This is a genomic window from Pseudacidovorax sp. RU35E, from assembly GCF_900156165.1.
Taxonomy (GTDB): domain Bacteria; phylum Pseudomonadota; class Gammaproteobacteria; order Burkholderiales; family Burkholderiaceae_C; genus Xenophilus.
This window is the reverse complement of the sequence record NZ_FTMY01000005.1, coordinates 215,500-242,351: the sequence shown is the minus strand read 5'-3', so window position 1 is coordinate 242,351 and position 26,852 is coordinate 215,500. Positions and strand designations below refer to the sequence as shown.

Sequence of the window (26,852 nt, the reverse complement as noted above, 5' to 3'; positions counted from 1 at the left end):
TTTGCGCTTTCACTCGTAGCTGCGCGCGTCCTCGATGACCTTGCCATCGTTGGGCAGGCTGCCGGGGGGCTCGATGCGCACATCGCCTCGCAGCTTGGTCACGTCGCGGATGGCGGCGGCGACCCGCTCATGCAGTCCGTCGGGCGCCTGACTGCATTCGACCTTGAGTGTCATGCGGTCGTCGCCCGTCGCACCCTCGACCACGAGCCGCGCGCGCGCAATCTCCGGAAAGCGCCGCGCAATGTCGGCCACCTGGCCGGGGTGCACGAACATGCCGCGGATCTTGGTGGTCTGGTCCGCGCGGCCCATCCAGCCTTTGATGCGCTGGTTGGTGCGCCCCGTCGGGCAGACGCCCGACATCACCGCCGACAGGTCGCCGGTGCCAAAGCGCACCAGCGGGTAGTCGGCATTGAAGGTGGTCACCACCACCTCGCCCACTTCACCCTCGGGCACCGGGTCGCCCGTGCCAGGGCGCACGATCTCGACCAGCACGCCTTCGTCCACCACCAGCCCTTCGCGGGCCTCCGTCTCGTAGGCGATCAGGCCCAGGTCGGCCGTGGCGTAGCACTGCAGGCCCTGCACGCCCAGGCTGGCCAGATGCGCGCGCAGGCTCGGTGGGAAGGCCTCGCCCGAGACCAGCGCCTTGGTCAGCGACGGCAGGCGGACGCCCTTCTCGGCCGCCTTCTCCAGCAGGATCTTGAGGAAGCTGGGCGTGCCTGCATAGCCGTCGGGCCTCAGATCGGCCATGGCCTCCAGCTGCTGCTCGGTCTGGCCGGTGCCGCCCGGGAATACGCTGCAACCCAATGCATGCGCACCGCTTTCCATCATGGCCCCGGCCGGGGTCATGTGATAGCTGAAGCTGTTGTGCACCAGCTCGCCCGCCCGGAAGCCGGCCGCGAACAGCGCACGGCCCACCCGCCAGTGGTCACCATGCGCGCCCTGCGGTTCATAGATGGGCCCGGGGCTGGCAAAGACGCGCGGCATCGCCGGCCCACGCGGCACGGCCGAGAAGCCGCCGAAGGCGTCCTCCGTCCGCTGGGCCTGCTGCAGCGCCAGCAGTTCGCTCTTGCGCGTCACGGGCAGCCGGGCCAGCGCGGCCCGCATGTTCACTGTGGTGGCGTCGACGCCCTGCAGGATGCGGCCAAAGGCCGGCGCCTTCTGCTGCGCATGGCGGATCTGCGCGGGCAGCGCGGCCATCAGGGCGGCTTCGCGCGCCTGCGGCGAGCGGGTCTCGAGGTCGTCGTAGAAATCGGTCATGGCAAACAGCGCGGGTTCGATGGGCGTGGGATTGCTCAGGCCAGCCAGCGCTTGCGGCGCTTGTAGCTCTTGACGTCGCGGAAGCTCTTGCGGTCGGCGCCGCCCATGCCGAGGTAGAACTCCTTCACGTCCTCGTTCTCGCGCAGGCTCTCGGCGGGGCCGTCCATCACGATGCGGCCGCTTTCCATGATGTAGCCGTAGTTGGCGAAGCGCAGCGCCATGCGCGTGTTCTGCTCGGCCAGCAGGAAGGTCACGCGCTCCTTCTCGTTGAGGTCCTTCACGATGGCGAACACCTCCTCCACGATCTGCGGGGCGAGGCCCATGGAGGGTTCGTCCAGCAGCACCATGCTGGGGTTGGCCATCAGCGCGCGCCCGATCGCGCACATCTGCTGCTCGCCGCCCGAGGTGTAGGCCGCCTGGCTGGTGCGCCGGGTCTTGAGCCGCGGAAAGTAGGCATAGACCTTCTCCAGCGTCTCGGCCACCGCGGCCTTGCCGTCGGTGCGGGTGTAGGCGCCGGTCATGAGGTTGTCCTCGATGCTCAGGTGCGCGAAGCAGTGGCGCCCTTCCATCACCTGCACCAGCCCGCGCTTGACCAGCGCCGCCGGCGACAGCGCCTCGATGCGCTCGCCGCGCAGCGTGATGCTGCCCTTGGTCACTGCCCCGCGCTCGCCGGCCAGCAGGTTGGAGACCGCGCGCAGCGTGGTCGTCTTGCCCGCGCCGTTGCCGCCCAGCAGCGCCACGATCCCGCCCTCGGGCACCTGCAGCGAGACGCCCTTGAGCACCAGGATCACGTGGTTGTAGATGACCTCGATGCCGTTGACGTCGAGGAGAGGATTGCCTTGGCTCATGAAGTTCCTTCGGGCATCAGGGATGCGAACGGCGATCAAATGCGCACGCGTCGTCCAGCCGGTTGGCAGGCCACCCCTCCCGCCCGGCGGGAGAGGCAGGGGAGGGTGCCTCAGTACCGGCGCTCGCGCCGAGCACCGCAGTTTGCGGTGCCGTTCAGGCGCCGCAATCAGCGGTGTCGCGTCGCGTCAGCTTCTTCTCGGCCGCGTACTTGTCCGCGGTCGTCTTGACCAGCGGCTTGAGGATGGCCTCGTCCGCCTGGTACCAGTCGGACATGCCGCCCCACTTGGCGCCGTCCCAGGTGTGCACGCGCGCCCAGCTGGAGCCCATGTGGTCCTGGCAGCTGGTGCTGACCGGCCGCATCACGCCCGCGAAGCCCAGTGCGTCCAGCTTCTTCTGGTCGAGCGCCAGGTTCTCCAGGCCCCAGCGCACCTGTTCGCCGGTCATGACCTTGCCCTTGCCGAAGCGTTCCTGAGCGCGCTTGACGGCTTCCACGGTGAGCATCTGGATGATCACGCCGCGGGTGTAGAGCACCGAGCCCACCTCGTCGCGCGGGCCCGTGCCCTGGCCCTTGTCGTGCACGGTCTTGAGGATGTCCTGGATCACCTTGGGCTCGGTGCCCGAGGTGTTGAGCGCCAGCGCGTTGTAGCCCTTGGCATTGGCGCCCACGTCGCGCACGTCGGGCTCGGCGCCGGCCCACCACACACCGTACATCTTCTCGCGCGGGTAGCCGGTGGCCACGGCTTCCTTGAGGGCGGTGGAGTTCATCACGCCCCAGCCCCACAGCAGCACGAAGTCGGGCCGCTGCTGGCGCACCTGCAGCCAGGCCGACTTCTGCTCCACGCCCGGCGCCGTCACCGGGATCAGCGACAGGTCGAAGCCATGCAGCTTGGCGCGCTCCTGCAGCAGCGGGATCGGCTCCTTGCCGAAGGGCGAGTCGTGGTAGACCAGCGCGATCTTCTTGCCCTTGAGCTTGTCGAGCCCGCCTTCCTTCTTGCCCAGGTGCTGGATGAGGATGTCGGCCGCCGTCCAGTAGCTGCCCATGAGCGGGAAGTTCCACTTGAACACATTCCCGTCCTGCGACGCGCCCAGGCCGTAGCCCAGCGTGATGAGCGGGATCTTGTCCTGCGGCACCTTGTCGGTCAGCGCGAAGGTGATGCCGGTGGCCTGCGGGTCGAACACGGCCACGCCGGGGCGGCCCTTGAGGCGCTCGTAGCATTCGACGCCCTTGTCGGTGGCGTAGCCCGTCTCGCACTCCTCGTAGGCGATCTTCACGCCATTGATGCCGCCCTGGGCATTGACCAGCTTGATGTAGTCCTGCTTGCCGTTGGCCCACGGCGTGCCGTTGGGCGCATAGGGCCCCGTGCGGTAGACCAGCAACGGAAAGAACTGCTCCTTGGCCTGCGCCAGGGCCTGACCGGCCGTGCCGGCCAGGGCAGCGAAGGCCGCTGCGGCCAGGACGAGGGATTTCAGCTTCATGGTTGTCTCCTTCTGGTTGGGCATGAACGACGGGAACTCAATGTGGGAAGGGCCAAAGTCGCAGCTTCTCTTTGAACGTGGACCACAGCCTTGCAAGGCCATGTGGTTCCACGATCAGGAAGAACACGATCAGCGCGCCGAAGATCATGAATTCGAGGTGCGAGGCCAGCGCCGTCGACATCGACACGCCGAACCAGCCGGGCAGCTGGTTCAGGAAGATGGGCAGCAGCACGATGAAGGCCGCGCCGAAGAAGCTGCCCATGATCGAGCCGAGCCCGCCGATGATCACCATGAACAGCAGCTGGAAGGAGCGGTCGATGCTGAAGGCCGCCGGCTCCCAGGCGCCCAGGTGCACGAAGCCCCACAGCGCCCCGGCCACGCCCACGATGAAGCTGCTGACCGCGAAGGCCGTCAGCTTGGCGTACACCGGGCGGATGCCGATGACGGCGGCGGCCACGTCCATGTCGCGCATGGCCATCCATTCGCGGCCGATGCTGCTGCGCGTGAGGTTCTTGGCCAGCAGCGCGAACACGCTGACGAAGGCAAGGCACAGCAGGTACTTCTGCGCGGGCGTCTCCACCGGCAGCCCGAAGACGTTCAGGCCCGCCACGCTCACCGACCCCGAGGCCGAGTTGTTGGTGAACCACTGGATGCGCAGGAAGGCCCAGTCGGTGAAGAACTGCGCCGCCAGCGTCGCCACTGCCAGGTACAGGCCCTTGATGCGCAGGCTGGGGATGCCGAAGAGCACGCCCACGCCCGTGGCGCACAGCCCGCCCAGCAGCAGCGAGGCGATCAGCGGCATGCCCTCGATGCGCACATGGAAGTTGTAGGCCGCATAGGCGCCCACCGCCATGAAGGCGCCGGTGCCCAGCGAGATCTGCCCGCAATAGCCCACCAGGATGTTCAGTCCCAGCGCCGCCAGCGACAGGATGAGGAAGGGCGTGAAGATGGCGCGCAGCCAGTATTCCGAGGCCAGCGCCGGCACCGCGGCGAAGGCCAGCACCAGCAGCGCAAGGATGGCGACGCGATCCTGCAGGATCGGAAAGATCTGCTGGTCGGCTCTGTAACTCGACTTGAACTGTCCGTTCTCTCTGTACAGCATGAGGGTCCTTCAGACGCGGTCGATGATCTTTTCGCCGAACAGCCCCTGGGGCCGCACGAGCAGGAAGACAAGCGCGAGCACATAGGCGAACCAGATCTCGATGCCCCCGCCCAGCATGGGCCCCAGGTAGATCTCGGACAGCTTCTCGCCCACGCCGATCAGCAGTCCGCCGATGATGGCGCCGGGCACCGAGGTGAGGCCGCCGAGGATCACCACCGGCAGCGCCTTGAGCGCCACCAGCGACAGCGAGAACTGCACGCCCAGCTTGGAGCCCCAGATGATCCCGGCCACCAGGGCCGCGAAGCCGGCCACCGACCACACGATCACCCAGATGCGGTTGAGCGGGATGCCGATGGACTGCGCCGCCTGGTGGTCGTCGGCCACCGCACGCAGTGCGCGGCCGGTGGAGGTCTTCTGGAAGAACAGGCTCAGTGCCAGCACCAGGGCCGCCGCCACCAATGCGGCGATGAGGTCTTCCTTGCTGACCAGAAGGCCGCCTTCGAAGGTGCCCTCGAACAGCATCATCGGGTCCTTGGGCATGCCGACATCGATCTTGTAGATGTCGTTGCCGAACAGCGTCTGGCCCAGGCCGTCGAGGAAGTAGGTGATGCCCAGCGTGGCCATGAGCAGCGTGATGTGCTCCTGGTTGACCAGCTTGGACAGCGCCAGCCGCTCGATCAGCCAGGCCACGATCACCATCACGCCCATGGCCGCGACGAAGGCCAGCAGGTTGGCCAGCAGCAGGCTTTCGAAGCCCAGCAGCTTGGGCAGCCATTCGGCAAAGCGCGCCATGGCCAGCGCCGCGAACAGCACCATGGCACCCTGCGCGAAGTTGAAGACGCCGCTGGCCTTGTAGATGAGCACGAAGCCCAGCGCGATCAGCGAATACAGCATGCCCACCATGAGGCCGCCGAAAAGGGTTTCGAGGAAAAAGCCCATGTCAGTGCTCCGCACCCAGGTAGGCCCGGATGACTTCCGGGTTGTTGCGCACCTCGTCGGGCGTGCCGTCGCCGATCTTCTTGCCGTAGTCCAGCACCACGACGCGGTCGCTGATGTCCATCACCACACCCATGTCGTGCTCGATCAGCACGATGGTGGTGCCGAACTCGTCGTTCACGTCCAGGATGAAGCGGCTCATGTCCTGCTTCTCCTCGACGTTCATGCCGGCCATGGGCTCGTCCAGCAGCAGCACCTGCGGCTCCATGGCCAGGGCGCGTCCCAGGTCCACGCGCTTCTGCAGGCCGTAGGGCAGGCGGCCCACCGGTGTCTTGCGCCAGGCCTGTATCTCCAGGAAGTCGATGATGCGTTCGACGAACTCGCGGTGGCGGATCTCCTCTCGCTCGGCCGGGCCGAGGCGGAAGGCCTGCGCCAGCAGCCCGCACTTCATCTTGAGGTTGCGGCCCGTCATGATGTTGTCCAGCACGCTCATGCCCTTGAACAGGGCCAGGTTCTGGAAGGTGCGGGCCACGCCCATCTCGGCCACCTGGCGCGAGTTCATGTGGCGGAAGGTCTTGCCGCGGAAGGTGATCTGCCCTTCCTGCGGCTGGTAGACGCCGTTGATGCAGTTGAGCATCGAGCTCTTGCCTGCGCCATTGGGCCCGATGATCGAGCGCACCTCGTGCTCGCGCACGTCGAAGCTGATGTCGGTGAGCGCCTTGACGCCGCCGAAGCGCAAGGTGATGTTCTGCACATCGAGGATCACGTCCCCGATGCGGCGCCCGGTGACGGGCGCGCTGGCGGCCATGGCCAGCTCCTGGGCGGTCGTCGCGTTCATAGATAACCTTCGGCTTCGCCTGCGGTGCGAGCGCCCTTCGGGACGGCCGGGCGGGCGCTCATGCTGCAGCCTTCACGGGTGGGAAGCAGCGCGCCTCCACGATCTTGAGCGTGGCGCTCACGCTGCCGGTGCGGCCGTCCTCGAACTTGACCTGGGTCTCGATGAACTGCTCGGTCCTGCCGGCATAGAGCGCCTCGACCAGCACCGCGTACTTGTCGGCGATGAAGCCGCGGCGGACCTTGCGGGTGCGCGTGAGCTCGTCGTCGTCCGGGTCCAGCTCCTTGTGCAGCACCAGGAAGCGGGCGATCTGCGTGTCGCCCATGCCCTCCTCCGCCGCCAGGTCGGCGTTGACCTGCTCGATGCATTCGCGCACCAGCTGCAGCACCTCGGGTTTGCCGGCCAGGTCCACGTAGCCGCCGTAGGGCAGCGCGCGGCGCTCGGCCCAGTTGCCCACCGCCTCGTAGTCGATGTTGATGAAGGCGCAGACCTCGTCGCGGGCGTGGCCGAAGCACACGGCCTCCTTGATCTGCGGGAAGAACTTGAGCTTGTTCTCGATGTAGTTGGGCGCGAACATGGCGCCGCCCGAGAGGCGGCCCACGTCCTTGGCGCGGTCGATGATGCGCAGATGGCCATCGTGGTCGATCACGCCGGCATCGCCGGTGTGGAAGTAGCCCTCGGCATCGAGCACCTCGGCGGTGGCATCGGGGCGCTTGTAGTACTCCTTGAGCACCGACACGCCGCGCACCAGCACCTCGCCGTTGTCGGCGATCTTGAGCTCCATGCCTGGCGCGGCCGTGCCCACGCTGGTGAGCTTGACCTCGCCATCGCGCTGCACGCAGACATAGGCGCAGGTCTCGGTCTGGCCATAGAACTGCTTGAGGTTGACGCCGATGGAGCGGTAGAAGCGGAACAGGTCGGGCCCGATGGCCGCGCCCGCGGTGTAGGCCACGCGGATGCGGCTCATGCCCAGCACGTTGCGCAGCGGGCCGTAGACCATCAGGTTGCCCAGGCCGTACATCAGCCGGTCGACAAAGCCCACCGGTCGCCCGGCGAGGATGTCGGCGCCCACGCGGCGCGCCAGGGCCATGAACTTGCCGTACATCCAGCGCTTGGGCGCGGCCGCGTCTTCCATGCGGATCGACACCGCCGTGAGCAGGCCTTCGAAGGTGCGCGGCGGGCCGAAGTAGTAGCTGGGGCCGATTTCGCGCATGTCGTTCATCACCGTGGCGGCGGACTCGGGACAGTTGAGCGTGAAGCCACCCACCAGCCACTGCGCCACCGAGAAGAGGTGGTCGCCCACCCAGGCCATGGGCAGGTAGCTCATGATGTCGTCGCCCGGGCCCAGGCGGTCGGTCTCGACGCCGCCCCGGCCCGCGGACATGAAGCTGGCATGCGTCTGGCACACGCCCTTGGGCCGGCCGGTGGTGCCCGAGGTGTAGAGGATCACGGCCACGTCATCGGGCTGGCCGGCCGCCACGGCGCGGTCGAAGAAGCCGGGGGTGGCGGCATCGAAGGCCCGGCCCAGTTCGCGCAGCTGCTCGTAGCTCATCAGGCCGGGCTGGTCGTAGTGACGCAGGCCGCGTGGGTCGTCGTAGACGATGGTGCGCAAGGCCGCCGTGCCGCCCTCGCCGGCCGCCTGCTGCAGCTCGCGGCATTCGAGCAGCTTGTCGACCTGCTCCTGGTCCTCGGCGAAGACGAACTCGATGCCCGCGTCGCCCAGCATGAACACCATCTCGGCCGCGGCCGCGTCCTGGTAGAGCGGCACCGGCACGCCGCCCACGCTCTGGGCCGCCACCACGGCGAAGTACAGGTGCGGCCGGTTGGCGCCCACGATGGCCAGGTTGGCGCCGGCCGAGAAGCCCAGGCTGGCCAGGCCGCAGGCCAGCTCGCGCACTTCGGTCGCCGCCTGCGACCAGTTCCAGGTCTGCCAGATGCCCAGGTCCTTCTCGCGCACGGCGGGTGCGTCCGGGCGCTGGCGTGCATGGGCCATCAGCAGGCGGGGGAAGGTGTTGGCTTGAGGTTCCACGCCGCGCAATTTAGGCGGCACTTTGACGCCATGGTGTCGTTGTGACGACAATCCTAGGGACTCCACTCTCGGGACTTTCCCCATGAGCGAACGCAGCTCACGCCACGCCAAGGCCACTGTCCGTGGGATCCGCGACCGGGTGCGTCCCGCAACGGACGCCGAACTGCAGGCCATTCCCTGGCTGGACGCGCTGGCCCCCGCCGAGCGCCGCCGGGCCGAGGCCGCGCTGGTGGTGGGCGAGGCCGAGGTGGGCGATCAGGTCTGCCGCGTGGGCCGCGCGCCCACCTACTGGTTCGGCGTGATCGAAGGCCTGCTCAAGATGAGCAACGACCGCGCCGACGGCAGCCAGGTGACCTACAGCGGCCTCTCACCAGGCGGCTGGTTCGGCGAGGGCACGGCCATCAAGCGCGAGCCCTACCGCTACAACGTGAGCGCGCTGCGCCGCAGCGTGGTGGCCGGGCTGCCGCTGGACAGCTTCCACTGGCTGCTCGACCACTCCATCGGCTTCAACCGCTTCGTCATGAACCAGCTCAACGAGCGGCTGGGGCAGTTCATCGCGGCGGTGGAGATCGACCGGCTGAACAACACCGACGCCCGCGTGGCGCGCAACCTGGCGGCGCTGTTCAACCCGGTGCTGTTCCCGCGTGTGGGCGAGATGCTGCGCATCACGCAACAGGAGCTGGCCTATCTGGTGGGCCTGTCGCGCCAGCGGGTCAACGAGTCGCTGATGGCGCTCGCCGGTCAAGGTGTCATACAGGTGGAGTACGGTGGCCTGCGCGTGCTCGACCTCCCCGCCCTGCGGCAGGGCGGGCGCGCCGCACAGGGACGGCGCGCGGCGCGCCGCCAGAACACCGAACCATGACACCTCCGCATCCCGGCAAGCTTCTCATCCTCAGCGTCAGCGCAGGCAACGGCCATGTCCGCGCAGCCCAGGCCCTCGCGGCCACGGCGCAACTGCACTGGCCCGGCTGGCAATGCGTGCACATCGACGCGATGGCGCACGTGGCCGCGGGCTTCCGCAAGGTCTACACCGACTGGTACATCAAGCTCGTCGACCGCGCGCCCGACGTGTGGTCGTACCTGCACGGCAAGGCCGACGCGACGCCGCACAGCGCCGCCTCGCAGCGCCTGCGCCGCGGCATCGAGCGGCTGAGCGCACGCGAGCTGCTGCGGCAGATCGCCCGCGAGCGGCCCGACGCCATCGTCTGCACGCACTTTTTGCCGGCCGAGCTGCTGGCGCGCGAGCAGCAGCGTGCGCGCCTCGCGGCCTCGCTGTGGCTGCAGGTGACCGACTACGACCTGCACAACATGTGGATCGTGCCGGGCATGGCGGGCTACTTCGCAGCCAATGACGAGGTGGCCTTCCGCATGCGCGCCCGCGGCCTGCCGGCGGCGCGCATCCATGTCACGGGCATCCCGGTGATGCCGGCCTTCGACGTCGCCACCACCGAGCGCGAGGCCGCCGTGCGCAGCCTGGGGCTGGACACGGCGCGGGGCGTGGTGCTGATGGTCTCTGGCGGCGCGGGCGTGGGCGACCTGCCCAGCATGGCGCGCCGCGTGCTCGCGCTGCCGGGGCAGGATTTCCAGCTCATCGCCGTGGCCGGCCGCAATGCCGAGGCCCATGCGCAGCTGCAGGCGCTGGCCGCACAGCATGGCGGGCGCCTGTTGCCCATCGGCTTCACCACGGAGATGGACCGGCTGATGACCGCCGCCGACCTGGTCGTGACCAAGCCCGGCGGGCTCACCATCTCCGAATGCATGGCGCTGGGCCGGCCGATGCTGCTGACCTCGCCCATCCCGGGACAGGAAGAGCACAACGCCGTCCACCTGCTGGAGGAAGGCGCCGCCTGGCTCACCGACGACGCCATCGGGCTGGACTACAAGATCGCGCGCCTGATGGCCGACGCGCCCCGGCTGCGGGCCATGGCCGAGCGCAGCCGCGCGCTGGGCAAGCCGGGTGCCGCGCGCGCCGTGCTGGCGCAGGTGATCGAAGGAGCCGGCCGATGAGCGCCGGCCTGCGCCGCGTGCTTGGGTACTACGCCTGGGTGCTGCTGATGGGCTTCTTCTTCGCCAACGCCGAGATCCAGATCGAAGGCGGCGCGGGCTGGGCGACCTCGCTGCCCACCTGGCGCATTGAGCACCACTGGCTGCTCGACATCTTCTGGGGCGGCCGCGCCATGACCGGCTACCACGCCTGGGTGTTCAGCTTCATGCTGCTGGTGTTCTTCATGCCGATGGCCTTCAACGGCCGCTGGCGCTGGAGCGACTTCGTGCTGTCGGTCGGCGGCCTGGCCACCTTCTGGGTCAGCGAGGACTGCCTGTGGTTCGTGGTCAACCCCGCCTACGGCTGGGCGCGGCTCGACCCGGTGCATGCGCACTGGCATCCGCACTGGCTGCTGGGGCTGCCGGTGGACTACTGGTGGGGCGCGGCGCTGGCGGTGGGCATGGCGGCGCTGCACCTCGCACTGGCCCGGCGGGGGCGATAGCCGCGGCGGGCGCTGCCTTTCTGAGCGCCCGATGAGCAGCGACTGAGGCGCCCCTGACGCGCCCGCCGCGTCGGAGCGGGGGCGCCCGCATAATCCGCCGCCATGCCAGTGCCGCCCTCCGGGGCCGTTGCCGACGCCGCCCCGCCAGGCGCGCCCGCGCGGCCCGAATCCCTCGCCGATCTCTTCTTCTCCTTCACCATCCTCGCGCTCCAGGGCTTCGGCGGTGTGCTGGCCGTTGTGCAGCGGGAGCTGGTGGAGCGCAAGCGATGGCTCACGCAGGAACAGTTCATCGAGGACTGGGCCGTGGCGCAGGTACTGCCGGGCCCCAACGTCATCAATCTGGCGCTGATGCTGGGCGACCGCCACTTCGGCCTGCGCGGCGCCATCGCCGGGCTGGCCGGCATGCTGGTGGTGCCGCTCGCGGTGATCCTGGCGCTGGCCGTGCTGCATGCGCACTTTGCCAACGACCCGCGCGTGGCCGGAGCGCTGCGCGGCATGAGCACGGTGGCCGGCGGCGTGATCGCCGCCACCGGCGTCAAGCTGATCCCCTCGCTGCGGGCGCACCCGCTGGGCTTCGCGGCAGGCGTGGGCATCGCGGCGCTCGTGTTCGTGCTCATCGCCCTGGCCCGTGTGCCGCTGGGCTGGGTGCTTCTGCTCGTGGGCGGCGGTGCCTGCGTGTGGACCTTCACGCGGCTGCGGCCCTGAGGCAAGGCGACCATGAGCATCACCCTGCACTGGCACGACTGGCTGAGCCTGCTCGGCCAATACATGCTGCTGTCGCTGATGGCGGTGAGCGGCGCCATCACCACCCTGCCCGACATGCAGCGCTACCTGGTGGCGCAGAAGGGCTGGCTGGACCCGACGCAGTTCAACGCCTCGGTGGCCATCGCCCAGGCCGCCCCGGGGCCCAACATCCTGTTCGTGGCCCTGATGGGCTGGAACGTGGGCCTGAACGCCGGCGGCGGCATCGGGGCCGGCGTGCATGCCTGGCTGCTCGGCCTGCTGGGCGTGGCCACGACCATGACCGGCATCATGCTGCCCAGCAGCGTGCTCACCCTGCTGGCCACGCGCTGGGCGCACCGCAATCGCACGCACCGCGGCGTGCGCGCCTTCAAGCAGGGCCTGGCGCCGGTGGCCGTCGGGCTGCTGGTGGCCACCGGCTGGGTGCTGGCGCGCAGCAACGAGCAGGTCAGCCACGCGCGCTGGCCCGTCTGGCTGCTGGCCGGCGTGGCCGGACTCATCGTCTGGCGCACGCGGGTGCACCTGCTGTGGCTGCTGGGTGCCGGCGCGGTGCTGGGGGTGCTGGGATTCGTCTGAGCAGACAATGGCCGGCTGCCTGCCATCCCCGTTCCCGCCCTTCCCTGCCCGCCCGATGACCGACACGCCCGACCCGATCCGACTCAACAAGCGCATGGCCGACCTGGGCCTGTGCTCGCGGCGCGAGGCCGATGCCTGGATCGAGCGCGGCTGGGTCAAGGTCAATGGCCAGGTGGCGGCCATGGGCGTCAAGGTGGGCCCCGCCGACCGCATCGAGGTCGACAAGCGCGCCCAGGGCCAGCAGGAGCAGCGCGTCACCATCCTGCTGCACAAGCCCGTGGGCTACGTGAGCGGCCAGGCCGAGGACGGCCACCAGCCCGCCGTGACGCTGGTGCAGCCGCGCAACCACTGGCGCGGCGACGGCAGCCGCCAGCGCTTTGCGCCCGACCAGCTGCGCGGCCTGGCGCCCGCCGGCCGGCTGGACATCGACTCCGTCGGCCTGCTGGTGCTGACGCAGGACGGCCGCGTCGCCCGCCAGCTGATCGGCGAGGACTCAGACATCGAGAAGGAATACCTCGTGCGCGTGAGCTGGCCCATGGGCGGCCAGGAGCGCACGACGGACGTGCAGTCGGTGTTTCCGCGCGAGCAGATCGCGCGCCTGCGCCACGGCCTGTCGCTCGACGGCCAACCGCTGAAACCCGCGCGCGTCGACTGGCAGAACCCCGAGCAGTTGCGCTTCGTGCTCAAGGAAGGCAAGAAGCGCCAGATCCGCCGCATGTGCGAGGCCGTGGGCCTGCGCGTGGTGGGCCTCAAGCGCATCCGCATCGGCAACGTGGTGCTGGGCCAGCTGCCACAAGGGCAGTGGCGCTACCTGGGGGCAGACGAGCGGTTCTGAGCGGCCGCCAGACCACGGCCTGCAGCCGTTGCCCCGCGCACCGCACCCGTCGTGCGTGCAGCTTCAGCGGCTAGCGCATCCGGCGCAGGTTGTCGTCGATGCGGCGCTGGATCAGCGCCAGCGTGTCCGGCGCGACCAGGTGCGGGAAACCTTGCCGCGCCGACTGCGCGAAGCCGCTGGCCACGGCAGCGATGCGCTCGATCGTCTCGCTGGCCTGCGTGCGCGATAGCTCTGCCTCCTGCTCGCCGAGTCGCAGCAATGCCGCGCGGCCGATGTCCAGCGCCTCGCCCATCACGTCCATCTGGTGATAGCCGCCGGGGCCTTCGCAGAAGGTCACATCGAAGGCCGGAGCCAGTTGCCAGTGCCCCCGCGCCGAGAGGCGGTACGCGAAGTTCTTCGGATGGTCGTCCCGGTTGTGGAAGGCGACATTGAAGACCACGCGCTCGTAGGCCCGCGTGCGCTCGCGGACATCGTTGGTGCACAGCAGCGTGGCGCGCAGGAAGGTCGCGGCATCGAGCGCACCGGGCGTGCGGAAGTCGGCACCGGTGAAGGCAGCCAGGCTCTGGATCGGCACGCGCAGGCCCGCCTCGCGGTCGAAGCGCCGGCTGCCGAATGCGGCCTGCCCGCCGGGCAGCGCGAAGTGCTCGGTGGCCGGCGCGTCGATACCGCAGTCGCGCAGGGCCTGGGCATAGGCTGCTTCGATGGCGCAGACCTCGGCCGGCTCGTGCTGCGCCGGAAACTTGACGAGCCAGGGCTCCAGCCCCGGCGCGTCGGCCGTGCTGAAGGTGCCCGTAGCGGGCTCGCGGTACAGCAGCACCTTGGGCCGCGCGCCCTGCGGCGAGCCGCCCATCTGCAGCAGGCGCTGCAGGAAGGCGCCGCCTTCGCCACGTTGCACCTCCTGGACCTCCGCCGCGAGCTGGCCCAGCAGCACCTGGCCCGGCGGGGCCTCCGCGTCTGCCGCGGGGGGCTCGAAGGACAGCGCGCCCATGGCGCTGCGGCCGACGTACGCCAGCCGCCCGAGCGGGCCGATGCGGGCCGGGTTGAGGCCGCGCTGCTTGAACAGCCGGTCCATCAGCAGCAGGCCCCAGCCGTCGGGCAGCGCGTCGTACACCGGGCCCGGCAGGCCCAGCTGATGGACGGGAAAGCCATGGCGCAGCCGCGGCCCCTTGAGTGGCAGCGTGTGGGCCGACAGCTCCAGTCCGCGACGCAGGGCCTCGTCGCCGTACTCGAAGGCGATCAGCGGTCGGCCCGTGATGGCGGTGGAGGACACCAGCGAGCCCCAATGCCAGCGCTCGCCCCAGCCTTCGTACCAGACATCGATGCGCTCAGGCATCGCCGGCCTTCCGGCGCACGCGCTGGCGCCTGGCGCTGCCCTCGTAGCGCGCGATGTCGTGCAGGCTTTCCAACCGCGGCTGGAACAGCGCCGCCAGTTCCTCGCGCCGGCCCAGGACGATGGCGACGCGCACCACGTTCTCGAACGCGGTGCTGCGGCCGGCCTCGAGGTTGGAGACGGTATTGACCGCCATGCCGGCGCGTGCCGCCACCTCCGCCTGGGTCATGCCCTGCGCAAGCCGTTCGGTGCGCAGCCGGGCGCACAGGGTGCTGGCGATCTCGGCAGGGGGGCTGAGCGTCAATTCCATTCTGTTGTGTTTTAAACGTCGATTTTCCGCTTAAGACCCATTCTGCAGGATTTATTCGCCGAGCACATGTTCGTGAGGTCGGGCACGGAGGGCACCCAGATCAGCCTGCCTTAAGTCGCCCCGCCCAGCATCCGCGCGCTCAACGACCCCGGAGACATCCCATGCGCGCCCTGCTGGTGGAAGACGACGAGATGATCGCGGCCAGCCTGCGCCAGGGCCTGGCACGCGAAGGCTGGTCGCTGGACTGGGCGGCCGACGGGCTCAGCGGCGAGCGCGCCCTGGCCGATGGCGCCTATGCCTGCGTGCTGCTCGACCTGGGACTGCCCGGCCAGGAAGGCACCACCCTGCTGCGCCGTGCCCGCGCCCGCGGCGACCGCACGCCCGTGGTGGTGCTCACCGCCCGCGACGGCCTGGACGACCGCGTGGCCGGCCTGGACCTGGGCGCCGACGACTACCTGCCCAAGCCCTTTGCGCTGCGCGAGTTGCTGGCCCGCATGCGCGCCGTGGTGCGACGACAGGGCGGCGCCGCGCAGCCGCTGATCGGCACGATGCAGCTGCAGCTGGACCTGGCCACGCGTGAGCTGCAACTGCCAGGCGGCCGCCGCGAGCCGCTGAGCGCCCGCGAGTTCGCGCTGATGCACGCGCTGCTGGAGCGCCCCGGCGCGGTGCTCTCGCGTGCCCAGCTGGAGCAGCGCCTCTACGGCTGGGACGACGAGGTCAGCAGCAACGCGCTGGACGTGCTCATCTACGGCCTGCGCCGACGCCTGGGGGCCGGGACGATCCTCAACGTGCGCGGCCTGGGCTGGCGCGTGAGCACCCAGGCCGCCGGCCCCGCAGGCCCCGCCGGCGCGTCGCCCGCGCGCGCCCCGGCATGACCGCGACCGTCACCCCTACGCCCCTTCGACCCGCGCCCCCGCTGCGCCGGCATCTCTTCGCGTGGCTGGTGCTGCTGCACCTGACGGCCGGCCTGCTGGCCACATGGGCCGCCTACTCGGTGTACGGCCACGTGATCGAAGACCTGCGCGACGAGCAGATGCGCTCCATGGCCGATTCCTATGCCGGCCGACGCCATGTGCGTGAGCTGCCCAACGTCGGCGCCGATGCCATCCAGCAGCGCGGCGCCCTGGTGGTGCAGCTGTGGACGCCCGACGGCCAGCGGCAGGAGGTCGCCTCCGCCGAGCTGCCCGTGGGGCTGCAGGCCCGGGCGGGCTTTGCGGACCTGCACACCGGCCCGCTGGCCACGCAGCGCTGGCGCGTCTACACCGCGCCGGCCGAAGGCGCCGACCGGCTGCGGGTACAGGTGCTGCAGAGCCGCGCCTTCCGCCAGCAGCGTTCGATCAGGCGTGCGCTGGCCGAAGGGCTGCCCATCCTCGCGCTGCTGCCGGCCGCGCTGCTGCTGCAGTGGCTGGTGGTGTGGCGCGCCACGCGCTCGCTGCGCGCAGTGGCGCGCGACGTGGCCGCGCAGGACGAGCGCAGCCCACGCGACATGCCGCCCGAGCGGGTGCCCGCCGAGATCCGCCCCCTGGTGCAGGCCTTCAACGCCCTGCTGGGCCGGCTGCGCGCCGCCCTGCAGGCGCAGCAACGCTTCGTGGCCGACGCGGCGCACGAGCTGCGCACGCCCTTCACCGCCATCGGCCTGCAGCTGGACAACCTGCGGCCACACGTGCCCGAGGGCGCGGCCCGCCAGAACTTCGCGGCGCTGGAGGCCGGCGTCGCGCGGGCCCAGCGGCTGCAGGCGCAGCTGCTGCGCCTGTCGCATCAGGAGGCGGCCGAGCCGCTGCAGCCCGAGGCCGTGCCTCTGGTTCCGCTGCTGCGCGACGCCGTGGCCCAGTTCACCGAGATGGCCGAGCAGCGTCGCGTGGACCTGGGCTTTCTCGCCGCGCCCGCGCTGCAGTCGTTGCAGCTGCAAGGCGCCCCGGTGGAGCTGCGCAGCCTGTTCGACAACCTGCTGGACAACGCCGTGCGCCACAGCCTGCCCGGCGGCTGCGTTGACCTGGTGCTGCACGCTCTTCCCTCCGGCGACGCCGTGGTCGACGTGGTGGACGAGGGGCCGGGCATCGCCGAGGACGTGCTGCCGCGCGTGTTCGACCGCTTCTACCGCGCGCCCGGTGCGGCGGCCGGCGGCAGCGGGCTGGGCCTGGCCATCGCGGCCAGCGTGGCGCGCCGGCACGGCCTGCGTGTCGAACTGCTGAACCGTCGCGGCCCGGAGCGCCGCAGCGGCCTGCGCGCCCGCGTGCACCTGGCGCAGGCGCCGACTCATTCACAGCTCAGAAACGGCACCTAGAGTGGCGGCTCAGGGCGGGTCCGCCGGCCAGCATGGCGCAGCCGGCGCGCGACCCACCTGTTGTTGTGAACGAGGAGATCGACATGCGCGCACCTGCAACTTTCCGCCTGGCCGCCGGCCTGGCACTGGGTACTGTTCTGGCCACCGGCACCGCGGGCGCCTGGGCCCAATCCGCCTGGAACGGCGGCGGCAGCGAGGCCATCGGCCAATCCACCGGCATGGCCGCGCTCGGCTCGACGATGTCGCGCGACGAGGTCAATGCCGGCGCCATGGCGGCCGCCCATCCGGTGGGCACCGAGGCCATCGGCCAATCGACCGTGATGCCCGCCCTGCTGCAGCCCGCCGATGGCAGCCGGGCCCAGGCCGAGGCCATCGCCGCCGCGCACTCCGCCGGCTCCGAGGCCATCGGCCAGTCGACCTCGCTGCCGCTCAACTGAGCCCGCTGCGCGCTCCGCCGGTGCCCTGGCGCCGCTCGGAACGCCCGCCCCGTCCGGCCGATTCGCTCCGCGACGGGGGTTGATAATCTGCCCACCGCCCCCAAGCTTTGGGGGCTTTTCCGTTTTTGGGCGGCATTTCAACCACTTAGCAGCACCACATGAGCAAGAACACCCATTCCTTCCAGGCCGAAGTGGCCCAGCTCCTGCACCTGGTCACCCACTCGCTCTACTCCAACAAGGAGATCTTTCTCCGCGAGCTGATCTCCAACGCCTCCGACGCCTGCGACAAGCTGCGTTTCGAGGCCCTGGACAACGCGGCCCTGTATGAAGACGCGCCCAACCTCGAAGTGCGCGTCGCCTTCGACAAGAAGGCCCGCACCCTGACCATCACCGACAACGGCATCGGCCTGTCGCAGCAGGAGGCCATCGACCACCTGGGCACCATCGCCAAGAGCGGCACGCGCGAATTCATGAGCCGCCTGTCGGGCGACCAGAAGGCAGACGCCCAGCTCATCGGCCAGTTCGGCGTGGGCTTCTATTCGGGCTTCATCGTGGCCGACCGCATCGTGGTCGAGTCCCGCCGCGCCGGCCTGCCGGCCGATCAGGGCGTGCGCTGGAGCAGCACCGGCACCGGCGACTTCGAGGTCGAGACCATCGCCCGCGACAAGCGCGGCACCAGCGTGATCCTGCACCTCCGCGAGGACGCCGACGAGTTCCTCAACGGCTGGAAGCTCAAGCAGGTCATCAGCAAGTATTCGGACCACATCTCCCTGCCCATCCTGATGGAGAAGGAAGAGTGGAAGGAAGGCGAGGACGACAAGGGCGGCGAGATGGTCGCCACCGGCGAGTGGGAGCCCGTCAACAAGGCCAGCGCCCTGTGGGCCCGCGCCAAGAAGGACGTGAGCGAAGAGCAGTACGTCGAGTTCTACAAGAGCATCAGCCACGACTACGAAGCGCCCCTGGCCTGGAGCCACAACCGCGTGGAAGGCAGCACCGAGTACACGCAGCTGCTGTACATCCCGGCCAAAGCGCCCATGGACCTGTGGAACCGTGACCACAAGGGCGGCCTGAAGCTGTACGTGAAGCGCGTGTTCATCATGGACGAGGCCGAGGCGCTGCTGCCCTCTTACCTGCGCTTCGTGAAGGGCGTGATCGACTCCGCCGACCTGCCGCTGAACGTCAGCCGCGAGCTGCTGCAGGAAAGCCGCGACGTGAAGGCGATCCGCGAAGGCAGCACGAAGCGCGTGCTGTCGATGCTGGAAGACCTGGCCAAGAAGGCCGCCGCTTCCACTGCTGCTGCGCCCGCCGAATCGCCGGCCGCCGACGGCGTGACCGACGTGGTCGACAAGAAGGAAGGCGAGCCGGCCGACGCCGACGCCGCCAAGGCCAGCGAGGACGCCGGCAAGTACGCCAAGTTCTACGCCGAGTTCGGCTCGGTGCTCAAGGAAGGCCTGGGCGAGGACTTTGCCAACCGCGACCGCATCGCCAAGCTGCTGCGCTTTGCCTCGACTACCAGCGACGCGGCCACCGTCTCGCTGGCCGACTACAAGGCGCGCATGAAGGACGGCCAGGAGGCCATCTACTACATCACCGCCGACACCCTGGCCGCCGCCAAGAACAGCCCGCAGCTCGAAGTCTTCAAGAAGAAGGGCATCGAGGTGCTGCTGATGACCGACCGCGTGGACGAGTGGGCGCTGTCGTACCTGACCGAGTTCGACGGCACGCCGCTGCAGAGCGTGGCCAAGGGCGCGGTGGACCTGGGCCAACTGCAGGACGAGGCCGAGAAGAAGGCCGCCGAAGAGGCCGCCGAAGCCTTCAAGCCCGTGCTGGAAAAGCTGAAGGCCTCGCTCAAGGACAAGGCCGAGGACGTGCGCGTGACCACCCGCCTGGTCGACTCGCCTGCCTGCCTGGTCGTGCAGGAACACGGCATGAGCACGCAACTGGCCCGCATGCTCAAGCAGGCCGGCCAGAAGGCCCCCGAGGTCAAGCCCGTGCTGGAAGTGAACGCCGAGCACCCGCTGGTCAAGAAGCTGGAGCGCGACGAGGCGCACTTCGATGACCTGGCGAACATCCTGTTCGACCAGGCGCTGCTGGCCGAGGGGGGATTGCCGGAGGATCCGGCGGCTTATGTGCGAAGGGTGAATGCGTTGTTGGTCTGAGGCGGATGTGCTCGCGCCCCTGGGTGGGGCGTGACACAGGTTGAGAAAGGCGCCGCGGGCGCCTTTCTTGTTGCCTTCACGGGACTCGGCGCAGTTCATGCGTCGCATTCAGGCGCTCTGCAGATGTGGCATCGGCGTGGCGGCACCGCTCATCGCCCCAGAACCGTGACGCGGCTATGGGGCGAGCGGTTGGTTGGGCTGGCCTGCACGGGCCGGCATACTCCCTCGCTGCCTTCTCCGTTTCCCCCACCGCGCCCTTCCATGACCGCCATCTCCAACCTCGGCCAGCAACTGGCCACCGCCTTCACCGACGCCCGCCGCATCACGCCCACCGGCGGACTCCCCGCGACCGCCGCCGAGGCCTATGCCGTGCAGGATTCCGTGCTTGCGCACCTGGGTGGCGGCATCGGCGGATGGAAGGTCGGGGCGCCCAATGCCGAGACCGAGCCCAACTGCGGGCCGCTGCCGGCGTCGGGCGTCCATGCCTCGGGCGCCGTACTGCCGGCCGCGCGCTTCGCGGCCCGATGGGTCGAGCTAGAGGCCGCCCTGCGCGTAGGCCGTCTGCTGGAAGTGCGGCAGGACATGCCCACGCCCACCGAACTCGCGGGCTTCTTCGACGCTGTCGTGCCCACGCTCGAATGTGTGGAAAGCCGTCTGGCCGCCGGCCGCGAAGCGCCCGTGCCGCTGCGGCTGGCCGACCTGCAGAGCCACGGCGCGCTGGTCGTCGGCGAGCCGGCCCCGCTCGCCCCGTCGGCACTGGACCTGCGCACGCTGCAGGCCGCTCTGCGATTCGGTGAAGAAGAAGTCGCCCGCACCACCGGCGGCAATCCGGCGCAGGACGTGTGGCGGTTGGTGGGTTGGCTGGCCCGGCATTGCACCGAGCGCGGCGTGCCCCTGTCGCCCGGGCAGATCGTCACCACAGGCTCGTGCACGGGGTTGCTGGCGGCGCCCCTGGACACCGACGTGGTCGGCGCCATCGAGGGGCTGGGCGAGGTGCGGCTGCGCTACGCGGCCTGAAGCGCGTAATCAGTCCGGCACGCGCGGCTGGACCTTCCCCGCCGCCTCCTTGGCCCGCGCACGGGCCGTGTCCACGTCCTCCGCATGGGCCAGCGCCACGCCCATGCGGCGCTTGGTGAAGCTCTCGGGCTTGCCGAAGAGGCGCAGGTCGGTGCCGGGCACGGCCAGGGCCTCGGCCACGCCGTCGAAGACGATGCCGGTGGCATCCACGCCGCCGTAGATGACGGCACTGGCGCCGGGGCTCTTGAGGGTGGTGTCCACCGGCAGGCCCAGGATGGCGCGGGCATGCAGCTCGAATTCGCTCTGCCACTGCGTGGCCAGCGTGACCAGGCCGGTGTCGTGCGGGCGGGGGCTCACTTCGCTGAACCACACCTCCTCGCCCTTGACGAACAGCTCCACGCCGAAGAGGCCCTGGCCGCCCAGGTCGGCCGTCACGCGCTCGGCGATGTCCTGCGCCTTGCGCAGCGCCTCGGGGTGCATGGGGTGGGGCTGCCAGCTTTCGACATAGTCGCCGCTGACCTGCAGGTGGCCGATGGGCGCGCAGAACTGCGTCTGCACCTGGCCGTCGGCGCCCAGGGCGCGCACCGTGAGCAGCGTGATCTCGTAGTCGAAGTCGATGAAGCCTTCGACGATGACGCGGCCCTTGCTCACGCGGCCGCCGGCCATGGCGTAGTCCCAGGCCTTCTGCACGTCGGCGGGGCCGTCGATCTTGCTCTGGCCCTTGCCGGAGCTGCTCATCACCGGCTTGACGATGCAGGGGTAGCCGATGCCCTTGCCGTCCTTCCCATCGATGGCGGCCTGCAGTTCGGCCAGCGAGTCGCAGAACTTGTAGGGGCTGGTGGGCAGGCCCAGCGTCTCGGCGGCCAGGCGGCGGATGCCTTCGCGGTCCATGGTCAAGCGCGCGGCGCGGGCGGTGGGGATCACGCGCACCAGGCCGGCTTCTTCCAGCTCTTCGAGCTTGGCGGTGGCGATGGCCTCGATCTCGGGCACCACCAGATGCGGCCGCTCGGCCGACAGCAGCGCTTCGAGCTGCGCAGGGTCGCTCATGGTGATGGTGCGGGCGCGGTGGGCCACCTGCTGGCCGGGGGCGTTCTCGTAGCGGTCGACGGCGATGGTCTCCACGCCCAGGCGCTGCAGCGCGATCAGCACTTCCTTGCCGAGCTCGCCGGAGCCCAGGAGCATCACACGGGTGGCCGAAGGAGAAAGAGGGGTGCCGAGGCGGGTCATGGGCATGCTTTCGGAGGGCAGGATCGGAAGAGGCCGCAATGGTAGCCAGGGGCCGTCTGCGCGGACGAGGCAGCCACTTGGCACAAGCCGCCAGGCCGGCCGGCTCCTAGAGTCGCCAGAGGCCGGCCGCGCACCGCCGTGCGCGCGTCACAGAGGCCGACAGGAGACACCCTCGCCATGCAGTACACGCACGAGCATCTAGAGATCCGCAAGACCCTGCGCCGCTACATCGACGAAGCCATCAACCCGCGGGTCGACGACTGGGAAGAGGCCGAGATCGCGCCGCTGCACGAGATCTTCCAGGGCCTGGGCGCGCTTGGCCTGCTGGGCCTGAACAAGCCCGAGGAATATGGCGGCGGCGGGCTGGACTACAGCTACGCCATGGCCATGGCCGAGGAGCTGGGCCATGTGCGCTGCGGCGGCATTCCCATGGCCATCGGCGTGCAGACGGACATGTGCACACCCGCGCTGGCGCGCTTCGGCAGCGAGGAGCTCAAGCGCGAGTTCCTGGCACCAGCCATTGCCGGCGAGCAGGTCGGCTGTATCGGCGTGAGCGAGCCCGGCGCCGGCAGCGACGTGGCAGCCATCCGCAGCACCGCGCGCAAGGACGGCGACGACTACGTCATCTCCGGCCAGAAGATGTGGATCACCAACAGCCTGCAGGCCGACTGGATGTGCATGCTGGTCAACACCAGCGACGGGCCGGCGCACCGCAACAAGTCGCTGGTGATGGTGCCGATGAACCTCCCGGGCATCGAGAAGGCGCGCAAGATCCGCAAGATCGGCATGCACAGCAGCGACACCGGACTCATCTACTTCGACGAGGTGCGCGTGCCGCAGCGCTTTCGCATCGGCGAGGAAGGCCAGGGCTTCATCTACCAGATGCAGCAGTTCCAGGAAGAGCGTCTGTGGTGCGCCGCCAGCTCGCTGCTGCCCATGGAGGAGTGCATCGCCGAGACGGTGCAGTGGGCGCAGGAGCGCCGCATGTTCGGCGCCACGCTGGCCGACCAGCAGTGGGTGCAGTTCAAGCTGGCCGAACTGCAGACCGAGGTGGAGGCGCTGCGCGCCCTCACCTACCGCGCCTGCGACCTGCATCTGCAGCGCGAGGACGTGCTCACGCTCGCCTCCATGGCCAAGCTCAAGGCCGGCCGGCTCACGCGCGAGGTGGCCGACACCTGCCTGCAGTTCTGGGGCGGCATGGGCTTCACGCTGGAGAACCGCGTGTCGCGCCTGTACCGCGACGGGCGGCTGGCGTCGATCGGCGGCGGGGCGGACGAGGTGATGCTGGGCATCCTGGCGAAGACCTTGGGCATCGCGAAGCGGCCGCCGCGCTGAACGCGGCCAAAGTCTGAGCGGGAACCCTGGGCCGGCCGATCTCCCCTCACCGTTCACGCTGAGCCTGTCGAAGCGCCGCGCCCGGCTTCGACAAGCTCAGCCCGAACGGTTGAGGTGGAACTCAGTCGGAACGGTTGGGGGTGGGGCTCAGCCCGAACGGTCATGGGTCGAACAGTCGGCGGTCCGAACGCACAATGGCCGGATGCCCTTCTCCATTCGCCCGGCTTTCGCAGCGTTGCTGGTCGCCAGCCTGAGCGCGGGCTGCAAGGAGCCGCCGCCCGAACCCACAGAGGCCGCGGTCGCGCTGCAGAAGGCCGCGCCGGAAGACGTGTTCCAGGGCATGTTGAACGGCCAGCCCGTTCACCTGGTGGTCCACGACTGCGCGGTGTACCGCATCGTGTCGATGCAGGGCACACAGGTGCAATGGGAGCAGGTGCTGGCGCCGAAGCCCTACTACCCCGGAAACATCCTCACCAGTTGCCAACGTCAGTCGCTGGCGGCCGAGGCGCAGGGCGTGACGGCCGAGCTGGGCCGCATGGCCTTCGGCGCGGGCGGCTGCTGCGCCACGGGCGGCACCTACCGCTCGAAGGACGGCCTGACCTGGACCCAGACCCGATGAAACCCGAAGACCTCGAACGCCTGGCCACGCTGCCCATGCCTTTCGGCAAGCACAAGGGCACGCTCATCGCCGACCTGCCCGGCAACTACCTGGCGTGGTTCGCGCGCGAAGGCTTCCCCAAGGGCGAGATCGGCCGGCTGCTCGCCCTGATGCTGGAGATCGACCACAACGGCCTGCGGCCGCTGCTGGCGCCGCTCAGGCAGGCGCCCGGCCGGCGCCCGCCAAGTGGTTGACCCGCGCCAGGTCAACCGGCTGGGCGGGCCTCCAGCCGCACACCCAGCGCCCTGACCACACGCAGCACCGTGTCGAAGCGGGGCTTGGCGCCGGGCGCCAGCGCCTTGTAGAGCGACTCGCGGCCCAGGCCGGCATCGCGGGCGATCTGCGCCATGCCTCTGGCCCGCGCGATGTGGCCGAGCGCGGCCACCAGCTCGTCGGCATCACCGTCCGCCATCACCTGCGACAGGTACTCGGCAATCGCCTCGTCGCTGTCGAGCATCTCGGACATGTCGAAGGCATGAAGGGTGTCGGGCATCTCAATACTCCTTGGCCATGGCCTGTGCGCGCTGGATGTCGCGTTGCTGCGAAGACTTGTCGCCGCCCGCAAGCACGATGACGATCTGCTGCCCGCGGCGCGTGTAATACACGCGATAGCCGGGCCCGACGTCGACGCGCATCTCGGTCACGCCCTCGCCGACGGACTTGCTGTCGCCCGCGTTGCCCGCGGCCAAGCGCTCCAGCCGGCGCGCAATGGCAATGCGGGCGCGGAGGTCGATCAGGCCGCCGAGCCAACGTTGGAAGGTGGTGGTGAGCTGGACGTCCAGCATCGCCGAATTGTATCCACTCGAATACAAGCCGCCGAAGAGAACGTGGCGGCCCTCACACCTCGTCCGGCACCGTCTTCAGCTCGTCCAGCCACACCCGCGACTCCGAATCGCTGGGCGCGCGCCAGTCGCCGCGGGGAGAGAGCGAGCCGCCGGAGCCCACCTTGGGTGCGTTGGGCACGCAGCTGCGCTTGAACTGGCTGATCTGGAAGAAGCGGTACAGGAAGGTGCCCAGATGCTTCTTGATCTCGGCCAGGGTGTACTGGTTGCGCCCGCCGTGCAGGGTGTCTGGCCACGGTCCTTTCTCGCCGTCGTGCCAGGCGCACCAGGCCAGGTAGGCCACCTTGGACGGGCGCATGCCGTGGCGCACCGTGTGGTACAGGTGGAAGTCCTGCAGCTCGTAGGGGCCGACCACGCTTTCGGTGCTCTGCGCCGGCTCGGCACCCTGCTTCTGCGCATCGGCGGGCACCAGCTCGGGACTGATCTCGGTGCCGAGGATGGCCTGCAGCACCTGGCTGCCCTCCTCGCCCAGCAGGCCCTTGCCCGCCACCCAGTGGACCAGGTGCTTGATCAGCGTCTTGGGCACGCTGGCGTTGACGTTGTAGTGCGACATGTGGTCGCCCACGCCGTAGGTGCACCAGCCCAGCGCCAGCTCGCTCAGGTCGCCCGTGCCGGCAACGATGCCGCCATGGTGGTTGGCCAAGCGGAACAGGTGGCTGGTGCGCTCGCCGGCCTGCACGTTCTCGAAGGTGACGTCGTACACCGGCTCGCCGCGGCCGAAGGGATGACCCAGGTCGGCCAGCATCTGGCGGCAGCTCGGGCGGATGTCGATCTCCTGCGCGGTGCAGCCCACCACGCGCATCAGCGCATGGGCCTGCTGCAGCGTGCGCGTGCTGGTCGCAAAGCCGGGCATGGTGTAGGCCAGGATGTCGGTGCGCGGGCGGCCCAGCCGGTCCATGGCCTGCGCCACCACCAGCAGGGCATGGGTGGAATCGAGCCCGCCCGAAATGCCGATCACCACCTTGCCGATGCGCGAAGCCTCCAGCCGCTGCACCAGCGACTGCACCTGGATGTTGAAGACCTCGTAGCAGCGCTCGTCCAGCGAGCGCGCATCGGCCGGCACGTAGGGAAAGCGCTCCACGGTGCGCATCAGGCCGCCGGGCACCTGCGCGGGCGGGGCCAGGTCGAACTCCACCGTGCGCCAGCCGGTCAGCTCGGCCTTGTGCCGGCGCGCGGTCTCGCCGAAGCTGGTCAGGCGCATGCGCTCGTGGGCCAGGCGCTCCAGGTCCACGTCGGCCATCAGCAGGTGCGACTGGTTGGCAAAGCGCGCGCTCTCGGCCACCAGCTCGCCGCATTCGTAGATGAGCGACTGGCCGTCCCACGCCAGGTCGGTGGTCGATTCACCGATGCCGGCCGAGGTGTAGAGGTAGGCCGCGATGCACCGCGCCGACTGCTGCCCCACCAGCTGGTGACGGTAGGCCGACTTGCCGATGATGATGTTGGAGGCCGACAGATTGACCAGCACGGTCGCGCCCGCCAGCGCCGCAAAGCTCGACGGCGGGATGGGCGTCCACAGGTCCTCGCAGATCTCCACATGCAGCGCCAGCAGCGGCAGCTCGCGCGCGCGCACGACGATGTCGGTGCCGAAGGGCACGCGGTGACCGAAGAGCTGCACATGGTCGGTGATGGCGCTGCCGGCGGCGTTGAACTGCCGCGCCTCGTAGAACTCGCCATAGTTGGGCAGATAGGTCTTGGGCAGCACGGCCAACACGCGGCCGCGTGCGACCACCACCGCGCAGTTGAAGAGGCGGTGCTCCACCCGCAGCGGCAGGCCGACAACGGCCACGGCATTCAGGTCGCGCGAGGCCTCCACCACCTGGGCCAGCGCCTCTTCGCAGCCATCGAGCAGTGCGGACTGGTGGAACAGGTCGTCGCAGGTGTAGGCCGACAGGCCCAGCTCCGGAAAGGCGACCACCGCCGCGCCCTGGGCCTCGGCTTCGCGGTAGAGGCGGATGGTTTCGGCGGCGTTGGAGAGCGGATCGGCCACGCGGTTGCGCGGCATGGCCACGGCCACGCGCGCGAAGCCGTGGCGGTAAGGGTTGAGGAAGGGCAGGTCGTGCTTCATGGTCGGGACGGCGGAGCGGGCAATGGGCGGGTGCGGTGGGGCGCAGCGCCATGCGGTTGAGCGGCG

27 protein-coding genes are annotated in these 26,852 nt (G+C 69.7%); 14 read left to right on the top strand and 13 right to left on the bottom strand.

The features are described 5' to 3' along the window. Nucleotides 1-9: 9 nt before the first annotated feature. The 7 genes from BXA03_RS10990 to BXA03_RS10960 form a co-directional block, all read right to left on the bottom strand. Nucleotides 10-1,257, bottom strand: coding sequence for a phenylacetate--CoA ligase family protein (locus tag BXA03_RS10990; RefSeq protein WP_076507280.1), 1,248 nt, complete (start codon nt 1,255-1,257; stop codon nt 10-12). 35 nt (nt 1,258-1,292) lie between these two features. Beyond that, nucleotides 1,293-2,105 (bottom strand): ABC transporter ATP-binding protein, encoded by an 813-nt coding sequence (locus tag BXA03_RS10985; RefSeq protein ID WP_076507278.1) that lies wholly within the window; start codon nt 2,103-2,105, stop codon nt 1,293-1,295. 154 nt (nt 2,106-2,259) lie between these two features. Further along, nucleotides 2,260-3,582 (bottom strand): ABC transporter substrate-binding protein, encoded by a 1,323-nt coding sequence (locus tag BXA03_RS10980; RefSeq protein ID WP_076507276.1) that lies wholly within the window; start codon nt 3,580-3,582, stop codon nt 2,260-2,262. A gap of 37 nt (nt 3,583-3,619) precedes the next feature. Then, the gene (locus tag BXA03_RS10975) at nt 3,620-4,684 is read right to left on the bottom strand and encodes a branched-chain amino acid ABC transporter permease (protein ID WP_076507274.1); all 1,065 of its coding nucleotides are present in this window, start codon (nt 4,682-4,684) and stop codon (nt 3,620-3,622) included. 9 nt (nt 4,685-4,693) lie between these two features. Then, nucleotides 4,694-5,623 (bottom strand): branched-chain amino acid ABC transporter permease, encoded by a 930-nt coding sequence (locus BXA03_RS10970; protein ID WP_076507272.1) that lies wholly within the window; start codon nt 5,621-5,623, stop codon nt 4,694-4,696. 1 nt (nt 5,624) lies between these two features. Further along, entirely contained in the window at nt 5,625-6,458 is an 834-nt protein-coding gene (locus BXA03_RS10965) for an ABC transporter ATP-binding protein (protein WP_076507270.1), read from the bottom strand. Between the two features lie 58 nt (nt 6,459-6,516). Then, nucleotides 6,517-8,448 (bottom strand): AMP-dependent synthetase/ligase, encoded by a 1,932-nt coding sequence (locus BXA03_RS10960; protein ID WP_234983662.1) that lies wholly within the window; start codon nt 8,446-8,448, stop codon nt 6,517-6,519. A gap of 118 nt (nt 8,449-8,566) precedes the next feature. Here BXA03_RS10960 and BXA03_RS10955 point away from each other — a divergent pair, with 118 nt between their 5' ends. The 6 genes from BXA03_RS10955 (at nt 8,567) to BXA03_RS10930 (ending at nt 13,122) form a co-directional block, all read left to right on the top strand. After that, complete coding sequence (locus BXA03_RS10955) at nt 8,567-9,346, top strand: Crp/Fnr family transcriptional regulator (RefSeq protein ID WP_076507268.1); 780 nt, start codon at nt 8,567-8,569, stop codon at nt 9,344-9,346. Further along, a complete protein-coding gene (locus BXA03_RS10950) occupies nt 9,343-10,491 on the top strand; it encodes an MGDG synthase family glycosyltransferase (protein WP_076507267.1) in 1,149 nt (382 codons plus the stop codon). Before BXA03_RS10955 ends, BXA03_RS10950 begins: the two co-directional genes overlap by 4 nt. After that, on the top strand, nt 10,488-10,970 hold the full coding sequence (locus BXA03_RS10945) for a hypothetical protein (RefSeq protein ID WP_076507265.1): 483 nt from the start codon (nt 10,488-10,490) through the stop codon (nt 10,968-10,970). The genes BXA03_RS10950 and BXA03_RS10945 overlap by 4 nt, the downstream gene beginning before the upstream one ends. A 102-nt stretch (nt 10,971-11,072) precedes the next feature. Continuing rightward, complete coding sequence (locus BXA03_RS10940) at nt 11,073-11,675, top strand: chromate transporter (protein WP_076507263.1); 603 nt, start codon at nt 11,073-11,075, stop codon at nt 11,673-11,675. A 12-nt stretch (nt 11,676-11,687) separates the two neighbouring features. Beyond that, nucleotides 11,688-12,287, top strand: a complete 600-nt coding sequence (locus BXA03_RS10935) for a chromate transporter (RefSeq protein ID WP_076507261.1) — start codon at nt 11,688-11,690, stop codon at nt 12,285-12,287. Between the two features lie 55 nt (nt 12,288-12,342). Continuing rightward, nucleotides 12,343-13,122, top strand: a complete 780-nt coding sequence (locus BXA03_RS10930; protein WP_076507259.1) for a pseudouridine synthase — start codon at nt 12,343-12,345, stop codon at nt 13,120-13,122. Nucleotides 13,123-13,192: 70 nt separating this feature from the next. Here the strand turns inward: BXA03_RS10930 and BXA03_RS10925 are convergent, their stop codons facing one another. Together BXA03_RS10925 and BXA03_RS10920 are read right to left on the bottom strand one after the other, a co-directional pair. Continuing rightward, nucleotides 13,193-14,455, bottom strand: a complete 1,263-nt coding sequence (locus BXA03_RS10925; RefSeq protein ID WP_076507257.1) for a type II toxin-antitoxin system HipA family toxin — start codon at nt 14,453-14,455, stop codon at nt 13,193-13,195. Continuing rightward, nucleotides 14,448-14,762 carry a helix-turn-helix domain-containing protein gene (locus tag BXA03_RS10920; RefSeq protein ID WP_076507255.1) on the bottom strand — a complete coding sequence of 105 codons (315 nt, stop codon included), beginning with the start codon at nt 14,760-14,762 and terminating at the stop codon, nt 14,448-14,450. Before BXA03_RS10920 ends, BXA03_RS10925 begins: the two co-directional genes overlap by 8 nt. Nucleotides 14,763-14,923: 161 nt before the next feature. Between BXA03_RS10920 and BXA03_RS10915 the strand changes: the two genes are divergently transcribed. The 5 genes from BXA03_RS10915 (at nt 14,924) to BXA03_RS10895 (ending at nt 20,659) form a co-directional block, all read left to right on the top strand. After that, on the top strand, nt 14,924-15,637 hold the full coding sequence (locus tag BXA03_RS10915; protein ID WP_076507253.1) for a response regulator: 714 nt from the start codon (nt 14,924-14,926) through the stop codon (nt 15,635-15,637). After that, entirely contained in the window at nt 15,634-17,046 is a 1,413-nt protein-coding gene (locus BXA03_RS10910; RefSeq protein WP_076507251.1) for a HAMP domain-containing histidine kinase, read from the top strand. The genes BXA03_RS10915 and BXA03_RS10910 overlap by 4 nt, the downstream gene beginning before the upstream one ends. A gap of 83 nt (nt 17,047-17,129) precedes the next feature. Continuing rightward, the gene (locus BXA03_RS10905) at nt 17,130-17,483 is read left to right on the top strand and encodes a hypothetical protein (protein ID WP_076507681.1); all 354 of its coding nucleotides are present in this window, start codon (nt 17,130-17,132) and stop codon (nt 17,481-17,483) included. Nucleotides 17,484-17,641: 158 nt separating this feature from the next. Then, nucleotides 17,642-19,642 (top strand): molecular chaperone HtpG, encoded by a 2,001-nt coding sequence (gene htpG, locus BXA03_RS10900; RefSeq protein ID WP_076507249.1) that lies wholly within the window; start codon nt 17,642-17,644, stop codon nt 19,640-19,642. Between the two features lie 261 nt (nt 19,643-19,903). Continuing rightward, a complete protein-coding gene (locus tag BXA03_RS10895; RefSeq protein ID WP_076507247.1) occupies nt 19,904-20,659 on the top strand; it encodes a 2-keto-4-pentenoate hydratase in 756 nt (251 codons plus the stop codon). A 9-nt stretch (nt 20,660-20,668) separates the two neighbouring features. Here BXA03_RS10895 and purT read toward each other — a convergent pair whose 3' ends face one another. Then, a complete protein-coding gene (gene purT / locus BXA03_RS10890; RefSeq protein ID WP_076507245.1) occupies nt 20,669-21,886 on the bottom strand; it encodes a formate-dependent phosphoribosylglycinamide formyltransferase in 1,218 nt (405 codons plus the stop codon). A 177-nt stretch (nt 21,887-22,063) separates the two neighbouring features. On the opposite strand from purT, the gene BXA03_RS10885 reads away from it, so the two are divergent. The 3 genes from BXA03_RS10885 (at nt 22,064) to BXA03_RS10875 (ending at nt 24,073) form a co-directional block, all read left to right on the top strand. Then, nucleotides 22,064-23,221 carry an acyl-CoA dehydrogenase family protein gene (locus tag BXA03_RS10885; protein WP_076507243.1) on the top strand — a complete coding sequence of 386 codons (1,158 nt, stop codon included), beginning with the start codon at nt 22,064-22,066 and terminating at the stop codon, nt 23,219-23,221. 202 nt (nt 23,222-23,423) lie between these two features. Beyond that, nucleotides 23,424-23,840, top strand: a complete 417-nt coding sequence (locus BXA03_RS10880) for a hypothetical protein (protein WP_076507241.1) — start codon at nt 23,424-23,426, stop codon at nt 23,838-23,840. Beyond that, entirely contained in the window at nt 23,837-24,073 is a 237-nt protein-coding gene (locus BXA03_RS10875) for a DUF3820 family protein (RefSeq protein ID WP_076507239.1), read from the top strand. The genes BXA03_RS10880 and BXA03_RS10875 overlap by 4 nt, the downstream gene beginning before the upstream one ends. A gap of 11 nt (nt 24,074-24,084) precedes the next feature. On the opposite strand, the gene BXA03_RS10870 is transcribed toward BXA03_RS10875, so the two are convergent. Genes BXA03_RS10870 through BXA03_RS10860 form a run of 3 tightly spaced genes read right to left on the bottom strand, consistent with a single transcriptional unit; the run spans nt 24,085 to nt 26,786 of the window. Further along, nucleotides 24,085-24,372 carry an addiction module antidote protein gene (locus BXA03_RS10870; protein ID WP_017759720.1) on the bottom strand — a complete coding sequence of 96 codons (288 nt, stop codon included), beginning with the start codon at nt 24,370-24,372 and terminating at the stop codon, nt 24,085-24,087. Between the two features lies 1 nt (nt 24,373). Beyond that, nucleotides 24,374-24,664, bottom strand: a complete 291-nt coding sequence (locus tag BXA03_RS10865; RefSeq protein ID WP_076507236.1) for a type II toxin-antitoxin system RelE/ParE family toxin — start codon at nt 24,662-24,664, stop codon at nt 24,374-24,376. A gap of 52 nt (nt 24,665-24,716) precedes the next feature. Beyond that, on the bottom strand, nt 24,717-26,786 hold the full coding sequence (locus BXA03_RS10860) for an NAD(+) synthase (RefSeq protein WP_076507234.1): 2,070 nt from the start codon (nt 26,784-26,786) through the stop codon (nt 24,717-24,719). Nucleotides 26,787-26,852: the final 66 nt, after the last annotated feature.

Coding starts and splice junctions, on each gene's coding strand:
- BXA03_RS10990 (WP_076507280.1), bottom strand. CDS start 1,257: ATGACCGATTTCTACGACGACCTCGAGACCCGCTCGCCGCAGGCGCGC.
- BXA03_RS10985 (WP_076507278.1), bottom strand. CDS start 2,105: ATGAGCCAAGGCAATCCTCTCCTCGACGTCAACGGCATCGAGGTCATC.
- BXA03_RS10980 (WP_076507276.1), bottom strand. CDS start 3,582: ATGAAGCTGAAATCCCTCGTCCTGGCCGCAGCGGCCTTCGCTGCCCTG.
- BXA03_RS10975 (WP_076507274.1), bottom strand. CDS start 4,684: ATGCTGTACAGAGAGAACGGACAGTTCAAGTCGAGTTACAGAGCCGAC.
- BXA03_RS10970 (WP_076507272.1), bottom strand. CDS start 5,623: ATGGGCTTTTTCCTCGAAACCCTTTTCGGCGGCCTCATGGTGGGCATG.
- BXA03_RS10965 (WP_076507270.1), bottom strand. CDS start 6,458: ATGAACGCGACGACCGCCCAGGAGCTGGCCATGGCCGCCAGCGCGCCC.
- BXA03_RS10960 (WP_234983662.1), bottom strand. CDS start 8,448: ATGGCCCATGCACGCCAGCGCCCGGACGCACCCGCCGTGCGCGAGAAG.
- BXA03_RS10955 (WP_076507268.1), top strand. CDS start 8,567: ATGAGCGAACGCAGCTCACGCCACGCCAAGGCCACTGTCCGTGGGATC.
- BXA03_RS10950 (WP_076507267.1), top strand. CDS start 9,343: ATGACACCTCCGCATCCCGGCAAGCTTCTCATCCTCAGCGTCAGCGCA.
- BXA03_RS10945 (WP_076507265.1), top strand. CDS start 10,488: ATGAGCGCCGGCCTGCGCCGCGTGCTTGGGTACTACGCCTGGGTGCTG.
- BXA03_RS10940 (WP_076507263.1), top strand. CDS start 11,073: ATGCCAGTGCCGCCCTCCGGGGCCGTTGCCGACGCCGCCCCGCCAGGC.
- BXA03_RS10935 (WP_076507261.1), top strand. CDS start 11,688: ATGAGCATCACCCTGCACTGGCACGACTGGCTGAGCCTGCTCGGCCAA.
- BXA03_RS10930 (WP_076507259.1), top strand. CDS start 12,343: ATGACCGACACGCCCGACCCGATCCGACTCAACAAGCGCATGGCCGAC.
- BXA03_RS10925 (WP_076507257.1), bottom strand. CDS start 14,455: ATGCCTGAGCGCATCGATGTCTGGTACGAAGGCTGGGGCGAGCGCTGG.
- BXA03_RS10920 (WP_076507255.1), bottom strand. CDS start 14,762: ATGGAATTGACGCTCAGCCCCCCTGCCGAGATCGCCAGCACCCTGTGC.
- BXA03_RS10915 (WP_076507253.1), top strand. CDS start 14,924: ATGCGCGCCCTGCTGGTGGAAGACGACGAGATGATCGCGGCCAGCCTG.
- BXA03_RS10910 (WP_076507251.1), top strand. CDS start 15,634: ATGACCGCGACCGTCACCCCTACGCCCCTTCGACCCGCGCCCCCGCTG.
- BXA03_RS10905 (WP_076507681.1), top strand. CDS start 17,130: ATGCGCGCACCTGCAACTTTCCGCCTGGCCGCCGGCCTGGCACTGGGT.
- htpG (WP_076507249.1), top strand. CDS start 17,642: ATGAGCAAGAACACCCATTCCTTCCAGGCCGAAGTGGCCCAGCTCCTG.
- BXA03_RS10895 (WP_076507247.1), top strand. CDS start 19,904: ATGACCGCCATCTCCAACCTCGGCCAGCAACTGGCCACCGCCTTCACC.
- purT (WP_076507245.1), bottom strand. CDS start 21,886: ATGACCCGCCTCGGCACCCCTCTTTCTCCTTCGGCCACCCGTGTGATG.
- BXA03_RS10885 (WP_076507243.1), top strand. CDS start 22,064: ATGCAGTACACGCACGAGCATCTAGAGATCCGCAAGACCCTGCGCCGC.
- BXA03_RS10880 (WP_076507241.1), top strand. CDS start 23,424: ATGCCCTTCTCCATTCGCCCGGCTTTCGCAGCGTTGCTGGTCGCCAGC.
- BXA03_RS10875 (WP_076507239.1), top strand. CDS start 23,837: ATGAAACCCGAAGACCTCGAACGCCTGGCCACGCTGCCCATGCCTTTC.
- BXA03_RS10870 (WP_017759720.1), bottom strand. CDS start 24,372: ATGCCCGACACCCTTCATGCCTTCGACATGTCCGAGATGCTCGACAGC.
- BXA03_RS10865 (WP_076507236.1), bottom strand. CDS start 24,664: ATGCTGGACGTCCAGCTCACCACCACCTTCCAACGTTGGCTCGGCGGC.
- BXA03_RS10860 (WP_076507234.1), bottom strand. CDS start 26,786: ATGAAGCACGACCTGCCCTTCCTCAACCCTTACCGCCACGGCTTCGCG.